Source organism: Pyrobaculum ferrireducens, from assembly GCF_000234805.1.
Taxonomy (GTDB): Archaea; Thermoproteota; Thermoprotei; order Thermoproteales; family Thermoproteaceae; genus Pyrobaculum; species Pyrobaculum ferrireducens.
In genome coordinates, this window is the sequence record NC_016645.1 from 2,090,107 (window position 1) to 2,106,754 (window position 16,648).

15 protein-coding genes and 1 tRNA gene are annotated in these 16,648 nt (G+C 59.8%); 9 read left to right on the forward strand and 7 right to left on the reverse strand.

Annotated elements, in window-relative coordinates; genetic code table 11:
- Window positions 1-39: 39 nt before the first annotated feature.
- Window positions 40-3,729, reverse strand: a complete 3,690-nt coding sequence (rgy, locus tag P186_RS11730; RefSeq protein ID WP_014289717.1) for a reverse gyrase — start codon at window positions 3,727-3,729, stop codon at window positions 40-42.
- Window positions 3,730-3,842: 113 nt separating this feature from the next.
- Here rgy and P186_RS11735 point away from each other — a divergent pair, with 113 nt between their 5' ends.
- Window positions 3,843-4,235, forward strand: coding sequence for a hypothetical protein (locus P186_RS11735; RefSeq protein WP_014289718.1), 393 nt, complete (start codon window positions 3,843-3,845; stop codon window positions 4,233-4,235).
- Here the strand turns inward: P186_RS11735 and P186_RS11740 are convergent.
- Window positions 4,232-4,765, reverse strand: coding sequence for an ADP-ribose-binding protein (locus tag P186_RS11740; protein ID WP_148683041.1), 534 nt, complete (start codon window positions 4,763-4,765; stop codon window positions 4,232-4,234). The two genes, P186_RS11735 and P186_RS11740, sit on opposite strands and share 4 nt — an antisense overlap.
- A gap of 259 nt (window positions 4,766-5,024) precedes the next feature.
- On the opposite strand from P186_RS11740, the gene P186_RS11745 reads away from it, so the two are divergent.
- The gene (locus P186_RS11745) at window positions 5,025-6,716 is read left to right on the forward strand and encodes a DNA-directed DNA polymerase (protein WP_014289720.1); all 1,692 of its coding nucleotides are present in this window, start codon (window positions 5,025-5,027) and stop codon (window positions 6,714-6,716) included.
- On the forward strand, window positions 6,683-7,192 hold the full coding sequence (locus tag P186_RS11750; protein WP_237179413.1) for a hypothetical protein: 510 nt from the start codon (window positions 6,683-6,685) through the stop codon (window positions 7,190-7,192). Before P186_RS11745 ends, P186_RS11750 begins: the two co-directional genes overlap by 34 nt.
- Here the strand turns inward: P186_RS11750 and P186_RS11755 are convergent.
- Both P186_RS11755 and P186_RS11760 read right to left on the reverse strand, forming a co-directional pair.
- Entirely contained in the window at window positions 7,184-8,488 is a 1,305-nt protein-coding gene (locus tag P186_RS11755) for an ATP-binding protein (protein ID WP_014289722.1), read from the reverse strand. The genes P186_RS11750 and P186_RS11755 overlap by 9 nt on opposite strands.
- Before the next feature lie 46 nt (window positions 8,489-8,534).
- Window positions 8,535-9,044 carry a PaREP1 family protein gene (locus P186_RS11760; protein WP_237179414.1) on the reverse strand — a complete coding sequence of 170 codons (510 nt, stop codon included), beginning with the start codon at window positions 9,042-9,044 and terminating at the stop codon, window positions 8,535-8,537.
- 370 nt (window positions 9,045-9,414) lie between these two features.
- Here P186_RS11760 and P186_RS13920 point away from each other — a divergent pair, with 370 nt between their 5' ends.
- The gene (locus P186_RS13920) at window positions 9,415-9,558 is read left to right on the forward strand and encodes a hypothetical protein (RefSeq protein WP_158307149.1); all 144 of its coding nucleotides are present in this window, start codon (window positions 9,415-9,417) and stop codon (window positions 9,556-9,558) included.
- Window positions 9,534-10,697, forward strand: a complete 1,164-nt coding sequence (locus P186_RS11765) for an MFS transporter (RefSeq protein ID WP_014289725.1) — start codon at window positions 9,534-9,536, stop codon at window positions 10,695-10,697. The genes P186_RS13920 and P186_RS11765 overlap by 25 nt, the downstream gene beginning before the upstream one ends.
- Before the next feature lie 84 nt (window positions 10,698-10,781).
- Here P186_RS11765 and P186_RS14595 read toward each other — a convergent pair whose 3' ends face one another.
- A complete protein-coding gene (locus P186_RS14595) occupies window positions 10,782-10,916 on the reverse strand; it encodes a hypothetical protein (protein ID WP_257719872.1) in 135 nt (44 codons plus the stop codon).
- 47 nt (window positions 10,917-10,963) lie between these two features.
- Here P186_RS14595 and P186_RS11770 point away from each other — a divergent pair.
- From P186_RS11770 to P186_RS11785, 4 genes are all read left to right on the forward strand, one after another.
- Window positions 10,964-11,089: transfer RNA gene (locus tag P186_RS11770), tRNA-Ile, on the forward strand.
- Between the two features lie 562 nt (window positions 11,090-11,651).
- Window positions 11,652-13,202 (forward strand): DNA-processing protein DprA, encoded by a 1,551-nt coding sequence (locus P186_RS11775; RefSeq protein ID WP_158307150.1) that lies wholly within the window; start codon window positions 11,652-11,654, stop codon window positions 13,200-13,202.
- A 69-nt stretch (window positions 13,203-13,271) separates the two neighbouring features.
- A complete protein-coding gene (locus P186_RS11780; protein WP_014289729.1) occupies window positions 13,272-14,351 on the forward strand; it encodes a rhomboid family intramembrane serine protease in 1,080 nt (359 codons plus the stop codon).
- Between the two features lie 385 nt (window positions 14,352-14,736).
- On the forward strand, window positions 14,737-15,675 hold the full coding sequence (locus P186_RS11785; protein WP_148683042.1) for an aldo/keto reductase: 939 nt from the start codon (window positions 14,737-14,739) through the stop codon (window positions 15,673-15,675).
- On the opposite strand, the gene P186_RS11790 is transcribed toward P186_RS11785, so the two are convergent.
- Window positions 15,629-16,195 (reverse strand): DUF996 domain-containing protein, encoded by a 567-nt coding sequence (locus P186_RS11790; protein WP_014289731.1) that lies wholly within the window; start codon window positions 16,193-16,195, stop codon window positions 15,629-15,631. The genes P186_RS11785 and P186_RS11790 overlap by 47 nt on opposite strands.
- A 29-nt stretch (window positions 16,196-16,224) precedes the next feature.
- A complete protein-coding gene (locus P186_RS11795) occupies window positions 16,225-16,626 on the reverse strand; it encodes a hypothetical protein (RefSeq protein WP_148683043.1) in 402 nt (133 codons plus the stop codon).
- Window positions 16,627-16,648: the final 22 nt, after the last annotated feature.

Genomic DNA, 16,648 nt, shown 5'->3' on the forward strand with positions numbered 1-16,648 from the left:
AAATGTGTTGTTGTATACACGCCGAAGTGCACTGGAGATTTACGTCTTGGATAGGCTGGGCAGTACGTTTATCTTAAACTCGTTGTACAGCTCCTGTAGCACTTCTTCGTATACAGCCTTGCCGGCTTCGATCGCGTCCATAAGCTGTTCTATCAGCCTTGTCCGCTCCTCGTCGACAAGTTTACTAAATGTATTCTCTAGGTAGTGGTATACCTCAATACCGCGTTTAGTGGGCACCATGATCTTACTACGGCCCGTCACGTAGACGTAGTACCTCTTGGCCAGCACCTGCAGTATGCGGGCGTAGGTGCTGGGCCTCCCGATGCCCCTCTGCCTCATCAACGCCAGCACGTCGGCTTGCGACAGCACCCTCCGGATGACGCGGTACCGCTTAACCACGACGTCTATGGTGCCCGTGGGGAGCTCCGGCTCCACTGGCGTCACCTGGTACACCACCTGGAAGCCCTGCCTCTCGATGTCGACAACCCGCTCGAGGGTTAAGACGTGGCCGTCTACCTCCAGCTCGTACTTGGCGACGCGCGCCACGCTCGGCTCCATCTGACTCGCCACGAAGCGCCGGAAGACCAAGTCGTAGAGCTGGTAGTGGCTCCGGGTTGGCTGGATGGCGAGCTGGATGACGCCGGCGTTTACAAGGCCGCGGAGCTCCTCGACGTCTATCGGCCTCGTGGGCCTAATGGCCTCGTGCGCCCCCTCCCCCTCCTCGCCCCACGTCCTCGGCTTGAAGGCCCCCTCGCCGAATTTCTTGACGATGTACTCCCTTGCTATGGCGACTCCCGCAGTGGACACCCTTGTGCTGTCGGTTCGGTGGTATGTTATGAGGCCGCTTTCAAAGAGGTCCTGGGCTAGCCTCATGGCGTAGTCGGCTGAGAGGCCCAGTTTGTTCACGGCGTCTCTAAGCAACTCGTCTGTGGTGTAGGGCGGCGGTGGGTTGACCACGCGGCTCTCCCTCCCCAGAAGCTTAACCGCCAACCGCTTCTTCTTGCGCAGAACGTCCAGCACGTCTCTGGGTATCTGTAGCCTGAGGTCGACGTCGTCTAGCTGGAGATCTACGTTGTACATGCGGTTCCTCAGCGACTCCTCGTAGGTCTTCACCACCCAGCCCAGCACCGGCGTCTGGACTCTGCCGGCCGAGAGATTGGGGTTGCCGAACCTCTCCTGAAGCACCTTGCTCAAGCCGAAGCCTATCCAGCGGTCCTCCACCCTCCTCACAATCTGCCCCTTCACCAAGGGGAAGCTCACCCCCCGGGGGCTCGCCAGGGCGTTGAGAATAGCCCTCCTAGTGACTTCGTGAAACTCAATGCGCCTTATGTCAGAGACGTAAGGCCGGAGGCCCATGTAGAGGTCGAAGGCTATCTTCTCGCCCTCGGAGTCAGGATCTGTGCCTATTAGGACTGTGTCTACCTCCACGGCGATGTTTCTAATAGACTCCAGCACGTCCAGCGGCTTGCAGTTTTGTGGAATATCCACGTCGTCTACGTAGACGCCGCCCCGGCACCTCCAGATCTTGTTGTAAACCGGGACGAAGCCGCTCTTTGTGACAATCACGGCGTAGTCCTCCCCGTTGTAGCCGTCGTGTTTAAAGTCGCCGAACCACTTAGCTAGGACCTCTCTCTGCCTCTGCTCAATCCTAGCTAGGGAGGTGGGGAGCTCGTAGATGTGTCCGAGAGAGGCGGTGACCATCAAGACGGCGTCCCCCGTGGAGACCTCGTAGATGGGAACCCCGTCGGCGATTATCAGGCTGGGCCTCCCGAAGAAGTTGGCAATTGTCCTGGCCTTGGTGGGGGACTCGACAATCATGAGGATGGTCTTCATAAGCTCGACGCCGGTCGCCGCGGGGGCCGCCCTCCCCTCTATGATATCCCTAATAGCCCTCCTATCCCGGTCCACCTCTTCTAGAACTTTGCCGAGATCCACCTCGTCCAGCCTCCTGAACTCCGCCTCGTCGAATCTGAGCTTCAGCTCCCGCCTCAGCGCGTGGAAGACCTTGGCGTCGTCCACCAACACAACGCTAAGCCCCTTTGAGAGCCCCCCGGCGTATAGACGCGACGTCCGGCCGCTACCCTGTATGTAGGTTGTGACGTCGGGCACCAAGACGTACATCTCCCCGTTTATATACGCCAGCTTCACCTCGGTAGAGGTCTCAACAGTTCTGCGGATCTCCTCTCTTCTCAGCAAGTCGCCGACGAACTCCACCGCGGACTTCACCACCTCCACGGAGTGTCTGTCGAAGCTGGAGAGCTCGCCGCCCTCGGCGGCTTTCCTCAACGCCTCCTGCACGCTCAGCGTGTAGGGCGCCAGCCTCTTCAGCTGGCCTATGAGCCTGTCAGCCCTGTACCTCAAGTCGCCGGATAGGACAGACCTCACGTTATAGAGAAAGGTTAGGTAGGCGGGTATGGAGAACTCCTCCAGCCTAACTCTAAACTTAAACTTCGGCACCCCGGCAAAGACCACGTAGCGGATGACGTGGGGCAGGTCGATCCCCCTGACAAGCGCAGATCTGGAAGAGGCGAGGCCCACCAGCGCCGCCAACTCCCCCCTCTCGAAGCGCTCCAAGACGCCGCGGCGCGGGCGGAAGAAGGTCTCCACGGCGATCCCCGCCTCCCTAGCCCGCTCGGCGATGGTCTCCCCCAGCTCCCTGTCCTGGACGTAGACAATGCCGCCGGGGCCCAGCCTCTTTAAGAGCTCCACCACCTGCCCCGCCAAGTCGCCGCCGGCCTCCGCGTAGAGGTCGACGACGTTCCTGAGGCCCTCCGCCCTGCCGCCGACGTCGAAGCCGAGGATCTCCCGGAAGAGCAACAGCCTCACGGTCCTCCTCGCCTTCGCCAGGGCGCCCGACGCGACGAAGACGCCGAGCTTAAGCTTCCCCACCTCCTCCCTAAGCCTAGCCCTCAGCGAGGCGATCTGCTGATCCAGCCTCTCCACCTCCTTTAGATCGCCGGCCACCTCAGCCTTCCGCATCTGCTTCGCCAGGTTGATAACCTCCAGCGCGGCGTTCAGCACCGAGTCGGAGACCCCCAGCAACCTTAGGATGCGGTCAATGTTTTTGCTGGTGGCCCGCAGTATGCTGTCGACGTCGTCCGCGGCGACGAAGTCGAACTTGTACCGGCTCAACAAGTCGAAGCGCCTGGGGAGGAAGGCCGAGGTGGTGACCAGCACGTCGAAATCCCCCCTCTCCAAAGCCTCCAGCACCTCCCTCCTCTCCTGCTCGGTGAGGAGGGAGTGGTAGGCAAGCGCCTTGACCCTGCGCCCCGCCCTCTCGGCGAAGGCCGTCAGCTTTTTATGTGCCTGGTGGGCGAGGGCCGAGGTGGGGAATATCAACAGGGCCCTCCTCCCGCCCCCCGCCAGGTATAGAGTGGCCACAAGTATAAACGTAGTCTTGCCGGAGCCCGTCGGCGCCATTATGGCGAAGCTCTTGCCCCGCACAAGGCGCCGGGCCCACAGCCTCTGCGCCCCCCACATCTCGAACCCCACGACCTCTTTGAAAAAGGCTGAGAACTCCTCGTAGCTACGGAGGTAGGCGTCTACCCACGCCAGGCCCCTAAGCGCCCGCCGCCTCCGCAGAGCCGCGACCACCTCGCGAATCGACGCGGCCTTGGAGCCCTCTGGGAGGCACTCCCGGCAGGGCAACCCCAGGGCGAGCCTGTCGGAAGTAATGGGCCCCCCGCAGTTGGGACACGAATGAAGATACACCACCAGCGGGATATCCACGTCACGCTGAGATGTGGGTATTAAAAACCTTTAGACAAAATGGGGACACAGAGGCGAGGGGGCCGGCCCGGCGCGGATAGCTAATATTTAAATAGTAGGCCCGTGGAGGGCAAATGGAAAAGATAATCCAGTGGATAGAGGTCTTTAACCAAATTGCGAAAAACGAGAGCAACTACCACAGCTTCTACATCGAGAAGGGGGAGGACTTCGTCGACGCCTCCCTCACTCTTGAAGAGGTGAGCCACGTCGAGGAGTGCAGAGGAGGCGCCTACGCCGCCGCGTCTGTGACTATGAGAGGCGGCAAGGCGTATCTAGAAATGACGTCAGGGAGCTACAGGAAATGCCCAACCCAGACGGGCTACACGGCGGAGTACACCCACACAACCCAGCAGAAGATAGAGCTGGGAGACGACCCGGAGGTGCTGGGCTTTGTAAAATCTATAAAAAACGAGGGCGATCTGGTTGCCCTACTGGAGGCGGTGCTCCAGGCAGCCGCAAAGCCCTAGAAGATCTTTTTGAAAACCTCTAGGAATTTTTGATACGCCTCATCGCCGTAGAGCACCACAAGTACCCGCCGCACAGTCCTTAGGCCGGGGGCCGCCTCCTTTATCGCCCTCGCCATCTGCTCAGCCGCCGCCTCGTAGGGGCATCCGAAGACCCCCGTGCTGATCGCCGGAAAGGCTATAGAAGAGAGGCCCAGCTCCTCAGCCTTGGCAAGGGCGTTTCTGACGGCGTCTCCCAGCTTCTCGATAGGCTCGGCGCCGCACCGAGGCCCAACTGCGTGGATCACGTACCTCGCCTTGAGCCTCCCCGCGGAGGTCACGGCGACGCCGCCCACAGGCACGGGGCCGTGCCTCCTGACCCACTCCCGGCTCTCCTCCTGAATTACCTGGCCCCCCTTCCTCACTATGGCCCCCGCCACGCCCCCGCCGTGCTCGAGATAGGAGTTGGCCGCGTTGACAATGGCGTCGGCCTCCACCTCCGTTATGTCGCCCTTGGCCACCACCACCGACACGGCCCCGACCCTAAACTCCATAGAGAGAAGCGGCCACCTCCTTAAAAAACTTTTATCAGCGCAAATCGATCCGCTCATACTCGCGCTGGAGCTAGCTCATCACCGGCACACACGACGCCTAGTATAAAAACGCGTCGCGCCGCCGCTCCCGCCGCCGTCTAGCAACCCTCTCAACTTTACCACTTCAATACTTGATTAGGCGCTTCGAAGTCTGTAGATTAAGAGGTCCGCCGCGTTGTTTACTTTCGATGTACTCTCTCTTCTGTACTTATTGTTAGCTGTGCTGATATACATCATTGAAAATACTTGTTTTGTGTATGTAATTGGCCCCAGACCGTCTGTAAAGGCCGAGAGAGTCGACTTGGTGCCTCTGGTGAGGCGCGGGTTTGTATACACAGAGTCTAGCGACGCCGTGTGGCGGGTCGCCGAGCCGGCGAGGCGCTGGGGGCCCCTCAGGGCGAAGCTGGTCGCCAGGGGCTACAGAGTGGCGCAGTCCTACATACCCCCCTCCGTCCGCGCCTACCTCGAGGGGGCCAGGAGGCCGGAGCCCGGCGGCGGCGTCGCCGCGGTGCACCTGGCGGGCGGCGTCTGGAGGTGGCGGATGGGGGAGGAGCGGGGGGTCGGTTGCCCCCCTGCGCGGTACGTGGCGTACTGGGGGCGGCGGCCGCGTTGCGGCGGCGTCTTGGTGGATCTCCGCCTGATCTACAGGAGGGGGTTCTGGATAGAGGCCGCGGAGAGGTTCGGCGACGTGTGGCTTCTCAAGGCGTGGAGGGGGGACCCCGGCGACGTGCTGGACGCCCTCTACCTCCTCGCGGCCGAGGCTGTGCGTCTGCTGGAGGCCTTTTCCTCGGTTACTGGGGTCGGGGTGGACGCCGTCTTGGATGTCTTGGAGACCAACTCAGCCGCGGCGCTGGCCGAGGCGGTTTTCCACTTCGAGGCTGAGAGGAGGGGCTACGTGGTGGAGGACTCGCGGCGGAGTTTCGACATGCCGTATTTCGACATGGCCAGGGCCAGGTCGCCGGGGATCTACAGACGCGTGGCTGAGCTCGACTTCAAATCCCTCTTCCCATCGCTGGTGGTGAAGTACGGCGTGGATCCAACCACGGCGAGGCCCTGCGCCTCCGGGCTGGAAGCCGGGGTGCTGGGTAGATACTGCTTCGACGGGGGCCCCGTGGCCGACGTCGTCGGCAGGTGGCTGAGGAGGAGGCTGGGCGCGGCGGATAGGTGGGAGTCCGAGGCGCTTAAGTGGCTTATGAACGCCGGCATAGGGGCGTGGGGCAAGGCGGGGTGGGGGATGATATGTGAGCCGTGTCTCCTCGCGGTTCGGGCCGAAGCCGCCCGCCTCTTCGACGAGGCCTGGCGCCTCTTCTCGCCTATCTACGGCGACACGGACTCCATCTACGTCGAGGAGAAGCGCGCAGGTGACGTGCTCCGCTGGGCCGAGTCCCTCGGCGGGCTGAGGCTCGAGCTGAAGGGGGTGTGGGACGTCCTCCTCCTGGCGCCGGCGAGGGGAGGCGGCGCCGCTGAGAAGAACTACGTCAAGATGGGGGCCGGGGTCTGGGAGGTGAAGGGGGGGCTTCTGAGGCCGCACGACCTCCCCCTGGCGGTGAGGCTTAGGTACCGCGACGTTGTGCGGGCCGCGGTGGAGGGCGGCGACCCGCTGGGCGTTGCCGTCGGGGCTCTGCTGGAGGCCCCGCCCGAGCAGTTGTTTATCTACAAGGCTGTGTGGAGGCGGAGGCTCGCCGAGGTGAAGAAGGCGACTCCCCTCCACGTCGCGGCGCGGTACTTCGCCGAGAGGTGCACATGCGACCCGGTGGACGTGTTCTACCTGCCGGGCTGCGGCGCCGTCTACGTCCCCTGGCTGGCGCTGGGCGGGGAGCCCAGGCCGGCGGCTCTTGAAGAGGTGAGGAGAGCCGCCGTTGAGTACGTGGAGAGGCTGTGGAAGCTCCACGCCCTTGCGCTGGCCTCATGACTACACACGGCTTCGTCAAGGCGGGCGACTTGCTGAAGGCGGCTGAGATGGCCAGGGGGCTGGGTGGGGAGGTGACCTTCTGGCACCTCTACAGGCGGTGGGGCGACTACGCCTTCGCCGTGATCGAGGCGGCACAGTTGCTGGGGGTGCTGAGGTGGGCTAGGGCGGAGAGGGGCGGGAGGACCAGGGTGGTGTATGTGTTGGGGAGGCGCGGGGCTGCTCTGCTGGACATGCTGGCCGACCCCTGCCCGGTGGAGGCGTATGTGTACAGGGGCAGGCTCAGGCTAGTGACCCCGCTGGGGGCGTACGAGGCGGAGCCCGACCCGGGCCACCTCCTCTCGCTTGCGTATAAGCTGGCAGAGGCCTGCGGCGGGGATCCCAGAGAGGTGGCGGCTAGGCTGAGGTCTGCGGCTGAGAGGGCGGCGAGGGGCGCCAGGGGCCTCGAGAGGTGGTTGCTTGCGGGGCGCCTACCGTGAGGTGTTGCATGGAGCGGCTTCGAATATGTCGCCGGCGTCTAGGAGCCAGGGGGGCTTCTCCCCCAGGGCCCTCCTTGCCACGACGTAGTAGCGGCCCTCTCTGCCGCCGCTCTTAGCCTTGAGCTCCCTCAGCACCTCCTCCGCCTCGTCCCGGGTTAAGTCGGCCCACTTGACTTCAAACGCCGCGTAGCCCCCCTCCCCCACGCAGACCAGGTCGATCTCCACGTCTCCGCTCCAGTACCTCCCGCATCTGCCCCCAGCCGCCGCGAGTCCCCTCTCCCGCAGACGGGGGAGGGCCCTCCGCACCACCTCCTCGTAAGCCGACTGCATGTACCTATCCACATCCGCAGGTGCGGCGCCTCCCAGCTCTACAAGCTCCCTGTGTCTATAGACGGCGCGGATCCAGAACTTGACGTAGAGATCCGACACGACGTAGATAGGCCTGGCTTTTCCCAACACAGGAACCTCCCGCCTAACGACCTCCAACCTCTCAAGCACGGCTAGGTACTTGGCGAGGGTCTGGGAGGGGATTCGGGACCTGTCCGCGATCTCGGAGTACGTAGTCGCCCCCTCCTCGATGGCCCTCACGATGTTTAGATAGACGTGGGGCTCCCTCACCTCGAAGCGGAGCAGGTTCTCCGCCTCCTCGTACAGAGGCCCCCACTTGGAGAAGAGCCGCTCCAAATTACCCCAGAGCCCCCGCCCCGCCTCAAAAAGCGATATGTAGTACGGCACGCCGTTGGTCACCGCGTAGGCCACAGCCAGCTCCTCGGCGCAGAAAGGCAACATTAGACGAGCCACATGCGGGGCGAACGGGCCCAGCCTCAGCTGGGCGGTCCGCCTCCCGAAGAGCCCCCCGCCGTAGGACAGAGACTTCTCCACAAGCGACACGGTCGACGACAGGAGGATTAGAAACAGGGGAGCTCTAGAAGACACCTCGTCCCACAGCTGCTGGAGCTTAGACAGCACCCCGGGGTCCTCCTCCACCCAGTAGGTAAACTCGTCAACAGCCAGCACAAACCTCCCAGCCCCCGCCAGCGCCTCCGCCACAGACCCCCAGTCAGCCCTCACGTACGTCCCCAATGCCCTGGAGAGGGCCTCGGCAAGCCTCTCCAGCTCCACCCCCATCGGCTGGCGGAGCGCGTGTATATACACGCCCCGCTTCCCCTCCAGAAACTTCTTAACCAGCCAAGTCTTCCCAACCCTACGCCTGCCATAGACCACCACAAGCTGCGGCCTGCCCCCTCTATACAGCTCCTCCAAAAACCCCAGCTCCCCCTCCCTATCAATAAACACAAAAGACGGAGATATGCAAGATAAAAATCTTCAAGATCAAAATCTTCTAACCCGCCCCCAGCCTCGCCGCCAGCTCCAAAACGGCGGCGGCGAGCCTCTTCACGTCCTCCTCCACAAACTCAAGAGAGGGATATCTGCCGAAGACCCCCGCCCTATCCAGCCCGTTGTATTGAAGCTCGTGCAGATTCAAAGCCACGTTCGTCAAACCCACGAGGCCGACCCCAGCCGCCTTCTCAAGCACACTAGCCACCGCCAGCATGTAGCCCGTAGGCATAAACGCCGCAATGAAGTCGGCAAGCCTAACCCTCCTACCCTCCCTAGTACCCCTAACCCCACGGAAGCGCTCCGCCAACACCTCAACGTAGTCAACAGCCAACGCCGCCAGCAACGCTCTCCAAGCTCCAAAAGCCTTGCCAGCCGCATTCCGGTAGAGACCCTCCTCCAGAAACCTCAAAGCAAGCTCAGCCTCGTACCGCGCCTCCAGAAGCCTCCCCCTCTTGTAGCCAGCAGGATCCCTCCAAGGCTTCGAAAACTCAAGCACAAAACCCCCAGACACGTAAATATATGTTTCCACCACAACCCACGACAAGACCCACGGCGCCCCCCCAAGCAGAGGCCCCCAGGCCACGCCAAGCGGCGGCGAGAAGGCCGCGGCGGCTGAGCCTCCGGTCGCGCCCTACACGCCGGTATTCGTCTGCAAGGAGAGGAGGTTACCTAAGGGCCGAACGCGCCCTCCACAATCTCCTCTTATGCAGGCGGCAGATGCCTCTCTACGAGAAGGCCTCGGAGATAGCTGTGACGTATGTAGCTGAGGCTGTGGTGGAGTACATAGGCCTCGTCGAAGCCGATAAAAAGAGCCAGACATAACCATTGAGTTGATAAATGTAAAAAAAGGAAAGTTTTTAAAGTTGCCTCCCACTTCTATTATGGTCAACGAAGTAGAAGGAGAGATATATGAAAGGTCCGAGGCAGAACCGTCGGTAGGCGCGTGTGGGGACGTGGGCAGAGACGCGCCGCTGGATCAAAGTGGCGTCGCTGGCCCCTCATGGCGTGGATTAAGCGGAACGTAGCTATACTCTACGGAGTTGGCTACAGTAAGGGGTTTATAAACGGGTTTCTGACGTGGTACCTATCCCTCAAGCTGTACGACTGGGGCCTCGCCGTCTTCGCCGTGGTGAGGCTCGCGGCGCAGGTGCTAGACTCCGCCGCCAACCTGGCGGGGGGCTACCTAGCCGATAGAATTGGGCGGAAGCCCACGTTGATAATTACAGACGTGGTGTACATCTCCTCAATCCTATGCCTCTTGAAGCCGGAGCTCCTCCCGCTGGCGGTGTTGCTGTTCCACATCGCAGACGGCCTCCCCACGTCGGCCTCCTTCGTCATGCGTATAGAGTCCGTCCCCGAGAACTGGAGGGGGAAGATCATCTCAATAGGCCCCGCCCTCTCATACGCCTCGTACGCCGCCGGCTCCTTTGCCCTGGGGCTAGTCGCCGCCTCCCACGGACATACGTGGGCTGTCTACGTCATATTGGCGATATCAGCCGCGGGCCTCGCCGCCAGATTCCTCCTCATAGAGACCGCGAGGAGGACCTCGACCTCCACCTCCCTCAGCTACCTCAGGGAGTTGAAAACTGTATTCACCTCGCGCATCTACGGCAGAGTGCTCGCCGTGATGACGCTTCTCGGCATCTCCTTCGCAATCTCGACCTTCATAGCACCCTTCCTAAAAGAGGTGGTGGGCATGTCGGAGCGCGAGATCGCCATGTTCTTTACCCTCTACAACCTCGTGCCCATACCCATCTCGCTGGCGCTGGGCCACCTCGTGGATAAGTACAGAGAGTCGATCCCCCGGCTCATGGCGGCTCTGCTACTCGCAGACTTCCCCTTCACCGCCTTATTCGCGTTGCTCAGCCCGGCGGCGCCCATCTTCGCCTACGCCATGCTGGGAAGCGTCTCTCTGGCCTCGATATACAGAGCGGCGTTAAACATATACGTCTCAGAGGTCTTTAAAACCCACAGAGGCCTGCTGGTGGCCCTCAACGCGGTACTCACAGCCAACCTCCCCGGCGTCGCTACCCCCCTGGTTGCCGCGTTATGGGCCGCGCTAGGCCCCACGCCGGCTATACTCCTAGTGGCGGCGGCCAGACTCGCCGCCGCGGCCGCACTGCTGGCCAGCTACGGGAAGAGATCCACCGGGCCCCCCACCTGAGGAGCAGTATGCGGAGGAACTACGGCGAAGACTATATGCGGCTTCTGGCACCTCCCAAGAGAAGAAAGGGTAGCGCCAGGCGGATTACCAAAAGACAGTTGCCGCGTTGAAGGACTTGGGAATGAAGAGATGGAGCAGAGAAGAAAGGCGGATGCGCCTCGCCAGAGGCGCACCTGAGGCGTCGATCCGCCTAGAGCCCACATGCGCCGACCTGGGCATACCCCCAGAGAAAAACTTAAAAAACAAGCACAGTTATAGAAGCGAGGGGGCCCGTAGCTCAGCCAGGTGGAGCGCCCTGGGGCGGCGCCCCGCGTATGGCTCATAACCGGGCGGTCCCGTCAAGCCCCCGCGTGGGGGCTTGGGATAAGGTTCAAATCCCGGCGGGCCCACCACCTTGCCTCTGGGTGTATTTTGCGTAGTTTTTCTTGGATTTTGCTGGTTGTGGATGCTCTCAAATGATTAGGGGTGGCATTTTTGTTGTGGCTTGCCTATGCTCTTTAGGCATTCCGCTGGGATGTATTTCAACGTCTCGTCTCTTTGGCTATGTGCCGTGATGTAGGGGTAGAAATATCGTGGTGTTGGTATAATCCTCAGTTTGTAGGGCTTTTGCCATGGGGAGTAAACTTGGGCTCGAAATCCGGCGTCTCCATCAATCCCTCCCCGGTCTCAGTTGGCGACCTGGCCCTTTATAAGTCGAGTATATCTTATTTTCAGTTTTCTCTCTCCTAGAGTTTTTATACGTGGAGAAGATATGAATGTCCCTACTACTGCTGTCTGTGGTTTGGCTGGTCGCCAGGTGGAGCGGCGTGGTGAGTCTTTTAATCTGCTTTAGATTGCTGGAGTGGGTGTATGCCAGCTGTAGCTAGGTGTTTCTGGGGTTTTCTCCACTTGGGGGATCAGATCTTGTGTCGTTCTATTGATTGGATAAGGGGGGCGCGTTATCTGCCGTGTGAGGTGTCGTCTGCTGGGCTTCCCAATGTTGACGATTTTGTTGCTCTCTGCTTTTACTACTCCAAGGAGGCTGGTTTTGGGAACCAAGCGTCTCTTGAGACTCTGAGACTTAAGAAATCTGCAGAAGTTGCTAAATGGCTGGGAATAGCTATGGCGTTTGTAATAGAGGATAGGTGGTCGAGCGACTTAAACAGAGCGGTTGTTGTTCCAATGCCCAAGCACCCAGAGGAGAAGAAGGGATACAACCAGGCGCTTGAGCTCGCCAGAGTTGTCGTAGATAGCTTAACTCAACAAGGATATCGCATAGTACTCGAAGATGACGTTGTGGGGAAGAAATTGCCGATATCGTCTACTGAAATTAGAAGTTCCTGTAGAAAAGATTTTGATTGTGCTGTGAGGCGCCACGAAGAGAACTTGGTGGTGCTTAAACAGCTGGATAGGCCTGTGGCGGTTATTATCGACGACGTTAGGACTACGGGCGCCTCTGTGGCGGCGTTGGCTAAAAAGCTGAGAGAGGCGGGGGCCAGGAGGGTATACGCTGCAGTCATCTCACGCGATGCTGTAATAAAGGACGTAGGTAGGTGTATCGTGAAAGAGATATATGAGGTTCATGATTATTATGACGACAATTATCCTTATACTCTGGACGAGCTGGCTGAGATATACAGCGCGGCCATACACTGGCGGAGGGAGTGGGGTCCCATAAGGAGTCTAGCCGCTAAACTGAAGGACGGAGCTGAGCTTATAGGCTTACTTAGACAGCTTCCTTCATTTAGCCTTGCTCAGCAAAAGGCCGCGGAGCTGAGGGGCTCGCTGGAGTTAGCCATTAAGCTGGGGGCTGTGCCGCTTCCCATGGGGTGGGGCGAGTACCCAAAGCTCCTCATGGAATACGGCCGCGGCGTGGTGGACCCACCATTGTTAATTTTTCGTATGGGGAGGCCTCTCAACTTCGTCGAGTGGCCTGTGGCTGTGGTGGGGACCAGAGATCCCACTGAAAGCGGGCTCAAGGCGGCGGCGGAGGTGGGCCGCCTCCTAGCTAAGAGGGGCGTGCCGGTGGTGACGGGTTTAGCCAGGGGCGTCGACACGGCGGCGGTAAAGGGCGCGCGCTCAGCCGGCGGCTGGGTCATAGGCGTGTGGCCAGCGCTGTGGAGAAGAGTGCTGGAGTCCACCGAGCCGCGCCGAACGCATATAGTGCTGTACCGCGAGATTTCGTATTTTCTCAAAAGAGGCAACTCAACTGTGGTGGCTGAGTACGCCTTTGGTGACGACGCTAGGCGAGGCTTCGACCAGATGCTGGCCGCGAGAAATAGGATAATTTCGGGTATGTCGAGAGCTGTAATCATCCCGGAGTCTAGGTACAGAGAAAGGGGCTGGGGCACCAAGTACCAGGTGAAGTACGGCATTAAAGCCGGCAGAGTCGTAATAGTAATGAAGCCCAGCACAGACGCAGAAGACGTGTGGCGTGCATTTAAGTACTTTGTAGACAGAGGGGCGGTGGAAGCCAAAGACCCCGAGGATGCGGTAGAAATCGCGCTCAGCACAAACCCCCTCTAGTAAACAAATTGCGCTGTTAGAAATAACTAGTGGCGTTGTCCTTAAATTTTACGTATATGATCTGTTTTAGTGCCTAGGTGGGAGGACGAGGAGGAGGATGGGAAGTGGACTCATGGCTTTGATGCTGCGTGGCGGGAGTTGCAAGACACCTCTCCTAGGCATTCGCCGGATGTTACTTACGGCTTGATTATTGTTAACGTCATTGTTTTTCTCGTGACTTTGGGTATGATGTTTGAGAATCCGTGGGCTGTGGGAGTAACTGCTTCTGAGTTTGTGGAGAACCCGCTTAACCCTAAGGTTATTCTTTCTATGTTTGCCCATGCCGGCGTGTTGCATATTTTGGGAAATATGCTTTTTCTATATAAATATGGCGATAACGTCGAGGCGGCGATGGGGAGGCTGAGATACCTCGTCTTTTATATGGCTTGTGGCTACGTTGCGGTGGCGGCTCAGGTGCTGTTTGCCTCTGCTGTGGGTACGCCGAGGTACATGCTGGCTCCCATGATGGGAGCCTCCGGAGCTATTAGTGGCGTTTTGGGCGCATACATATATCTCTGGCCCGGGTCAACCACATACCGCTGTTTTTGTATCCGCTTTTCGTGCTACTGTATGAAGATGTCGGCCCGCTACGACATAGCCATATGGGCTGGGTTCCAGTTTCTACTGCCCCTGATAGAGCCCTCTGTCGCCGTTTTTGCCCACATGGGGGGCTTCGTCGCCGGCATCGCCATGGCCCCCATTTTTGCCAAGAGGGAAAAGGTGGAGAGGTTGAGGGAGGAGATTAAGAATGGTATGTACCGGGGCCCCCCGCCTAGAGAGCATGAGCTGGCTGAGAGGGGTTGGGACGGCGTTGTGAAGTGGGTAGTCGGGGCTGTAGCGGCGGCGGTGTTAATAACAGCGGTGATTGGAATTAAAAGCCATATGTGGGTGGTATACACAGTGAAATTAGAGCCATGGGGGTTCGCCGGGGAAGAGGCGAGGCCAGGCTCGCCGCAACCCCTAACTGTGTTGAAGTCTGGTCACCATGTTTTAGTGGCTCACGGCCCTGCTTCAAACGCCGGAGTAGCGGTCTCTGTTGCGATAATAGCCGCCTCGTTGCTTCTACTTGTCCGTGCGCTGGAGAAACAAGTGGATTGGGAGATCTTGTGACTACCCGCTTCCCACCTCCTTTTCACTCTCAAGCGTCTCTGAAGCTTGTAGTATGTGGATCCGTAGCGTGTGCAGACGGGACGCGTCTGATGGCCCTTCGGCGCTCCGTTTCTTAACCCGCTTTCTCTACATGTCCATCTTTGAATAACGGGGGGCCGTTGCGGAAACTCTCCCATTAAGCGTTGATTCACCGCAGGGACTTTCTAAATTTCGAGAGTTGAAGTATTTCAGCAAACTGATCCACTCCACGGGGCCGTTTAGACACGCTGTTATTAGCTCTGCGCCGTTGTGATCTACAAGCCCGTTAAGCGCTGAGCGGGTAAGCACCTGGGGGGTCAAGCAACTCCCGTTGAGTGTGTTTAAATTTATCAGTCGGGGTCTTGCTATGCGTTATAGGGAGTCGATGGGGCTTAGGCTTTCTGAAATTGGTTTTGGCGGGTGGGTTGTTGGGAGCGACTTGTACAGAGTTGACGACGACGTGGCGAGGGCCCTTGTGAAGAGGGCGCTTGATCTTGGTATAAATTTTTTCGACACGGCCGACGTGTATGGGAGGGGGAGGAGCGAGGCTCTGCTGGGGGAGTGGCTGAGAGGGCACGACGTGGTCATCTCCACGAAGGTTGGGTACGACTTCTACGGCGGGGGGAGGCCGGCGAGGAGGTTTGACCCCCGGTACCTCGAGATGGCCGTGTCGCGGTCGGCGGAGAGGCTTGGGAGGAGGCCGAATATACTAATGCTCCACAACCCCCCGGCCGGGGCTGTTCGGGAGGTGGCTGGCTATGTTCTGTCTAGGCGCGGGGTGTGGGCGGATTACGTAGGGGCCGCGCTGGGGCCTGAGGTGGATGTGTTGGAGGAGGGCATCGCGGCGCTGGAGGCCGGGCTCGACGCGTTGATGTTTGTATTTAATATCTTGGAGCAGGAGCCGGGGCTTGAGCTCATTAGGCGGGGGGCCGGGAGGATTCTCCTGGCTAGGGTGCCCCACGCCAGCGACGTCTTGACAGACAGCTTCAAGCCGGAGTTCCCGCCGGAGGACCACAGGTCGCTGAGGCCGAGAGAGTGGCTAGTGAAGGCAAGGCGGCTTGTGGAGGCGGAGATTGCCCCCCTCGCCAGGGAGCTGGGCCTCTCCCTGGGGCAGTACGCGGTTAAGTTTGTCCTCTCCTTCCCCGTCACCAGCGTGGTTGTCACCGCCACATCTCTGGAGGAGCTGGAGGAGTACGCCTCGGCGTCTGACGGCAAGCCTCTCCCCAGGGACCACTTGGAGAGGATTGGGGAGTTTTGGGCTAAGTATAGGGAGGTTTTGCAGAGCCCTCCGCCTGCCTTGGCTTGAGCTCAAATGCGCCTATTATTGCGAAGATCAGCCCTATTATGTATATCAAAATGCCGACGAATACCACGTAAGTCAAGGCCCCTATCCACACAAAAGTCGCCGCTTTTTGGAAATTGTCGGAGCCGGTTACCTCGTGGAGGGCTCTGTACGCCCTCCTCTCAAAGTTGGTGGCAGCCACCTTTATGAGCCACACCATTACCCAGATCCCTACGGCGATAAACACGATTCCGTAGAGATCTTTGGGTAGTGCCCACGGCGCGTAGATGGCGGTGTGTATAAGCCAGCCCACCAGCGCCACCGCGGCTATTACCACTCCCACGATGGCTGTTATGTAGGCGTATAGGAGGTTGTTGAATATGTCGCGGCGGTTGTAGTAGTCGGCGAGGCCGTGGGCGCCGACCAGTGCCAGGACTGCGCCGACCAACATGACGGCCCCAAGATCTCCCAGCCAGGTAAAGGAGCCTATGATCTGCAGAATAAGCCCAACGCCGAGGAGTATCTTAGCAGTTTCAAAATCCATAGCTAATGCAGAGGCCTGGTATATAAGCCTTACTTTACCAGATCCAGGGCGAATTTTGTAATGGCCCAGGGGTCCCAGCTCCCCGTGGGCATGTGGGGCCTGCCCCGGGGCATCTCCACAGCCTCCACGGCGTCTCTGGGCCCCAGCGCGGCGCATATGGCCTCCGCGGCCCCTGCGGCTGAGTAGGCGAGTGCGTCTCTAATCTGGCTCGTCTTTGCGAGGAAGACGAGTGCGGATATGTTTGGATTCTTGGCGGGGCCTTTCCAGTGGTAGGCGTAGTACAGCGCCTGCGCCAGCTCCAGCCAGTGGGCCACGGCCTGGGGCTTGACGCAGATAGACACGGCGCCGCGGGACTCGATCTTTATCTCCTCCGGCGGCCTTTCGAATACCACGAGCTCCAAACGTAGGCAGAGGTCGCCGGCGCAGATCACGTCCCCGGGGGGAGCTCCGGGT

Bases quoted from the DNA above. Each gene is read 5' to 3' on its own strand.
- P186_RS11735 (WP_014289718.1), top strand. From the start codon at position 3,843: ATGGAAAAGATAATCCAGTGGATAGAGGTCTTTAACCAAATTGCGAAA.
- P186_RS11740 (WP_148683041.1), bottom strand. From the start codon at position 4,765: ATGGAGTTTAGGGTCGGGGCCGTGTCGGTGGTGGTGGCCAAGGGCGAC.
- P186_RS13920 (WP_158307149.1), top strand. From the start codon at position 9,415: ATGGTCAACGAAGTAGAAGGAGAGATATATGAAAGGTCCGAGGCAGAA.
- P186_RS11765 (WP_014289725.1), top strand. From the start codon at position 9,534: ATGGCGTGGATTAAGCGGAACGTAGCTATACTCTACGGAGTTGGCTAC.
- P186_RS14595 (WP_257719872.1), bottom strand. From the start codon at position 10,916: ATGCCCAGGTCGGCGCATGTGGGCTCTAGGCGGATCGACGCCTCAGGT.
- P186_RS11785 (WP_148683042.1), top strand. From the start codon at position 14,737: ATGCGTTATAGGGAGTCGATGGGGCTTAGGCTTTCTGAAATTGGTTTT.
- P186_RS11790 (WP_014289731.1), bottom strand. From the start codon at position 16,195: ATGGATTTTGAAACTGCTAAGATACTCCTCGGCGTTGGGCTTATTCTG.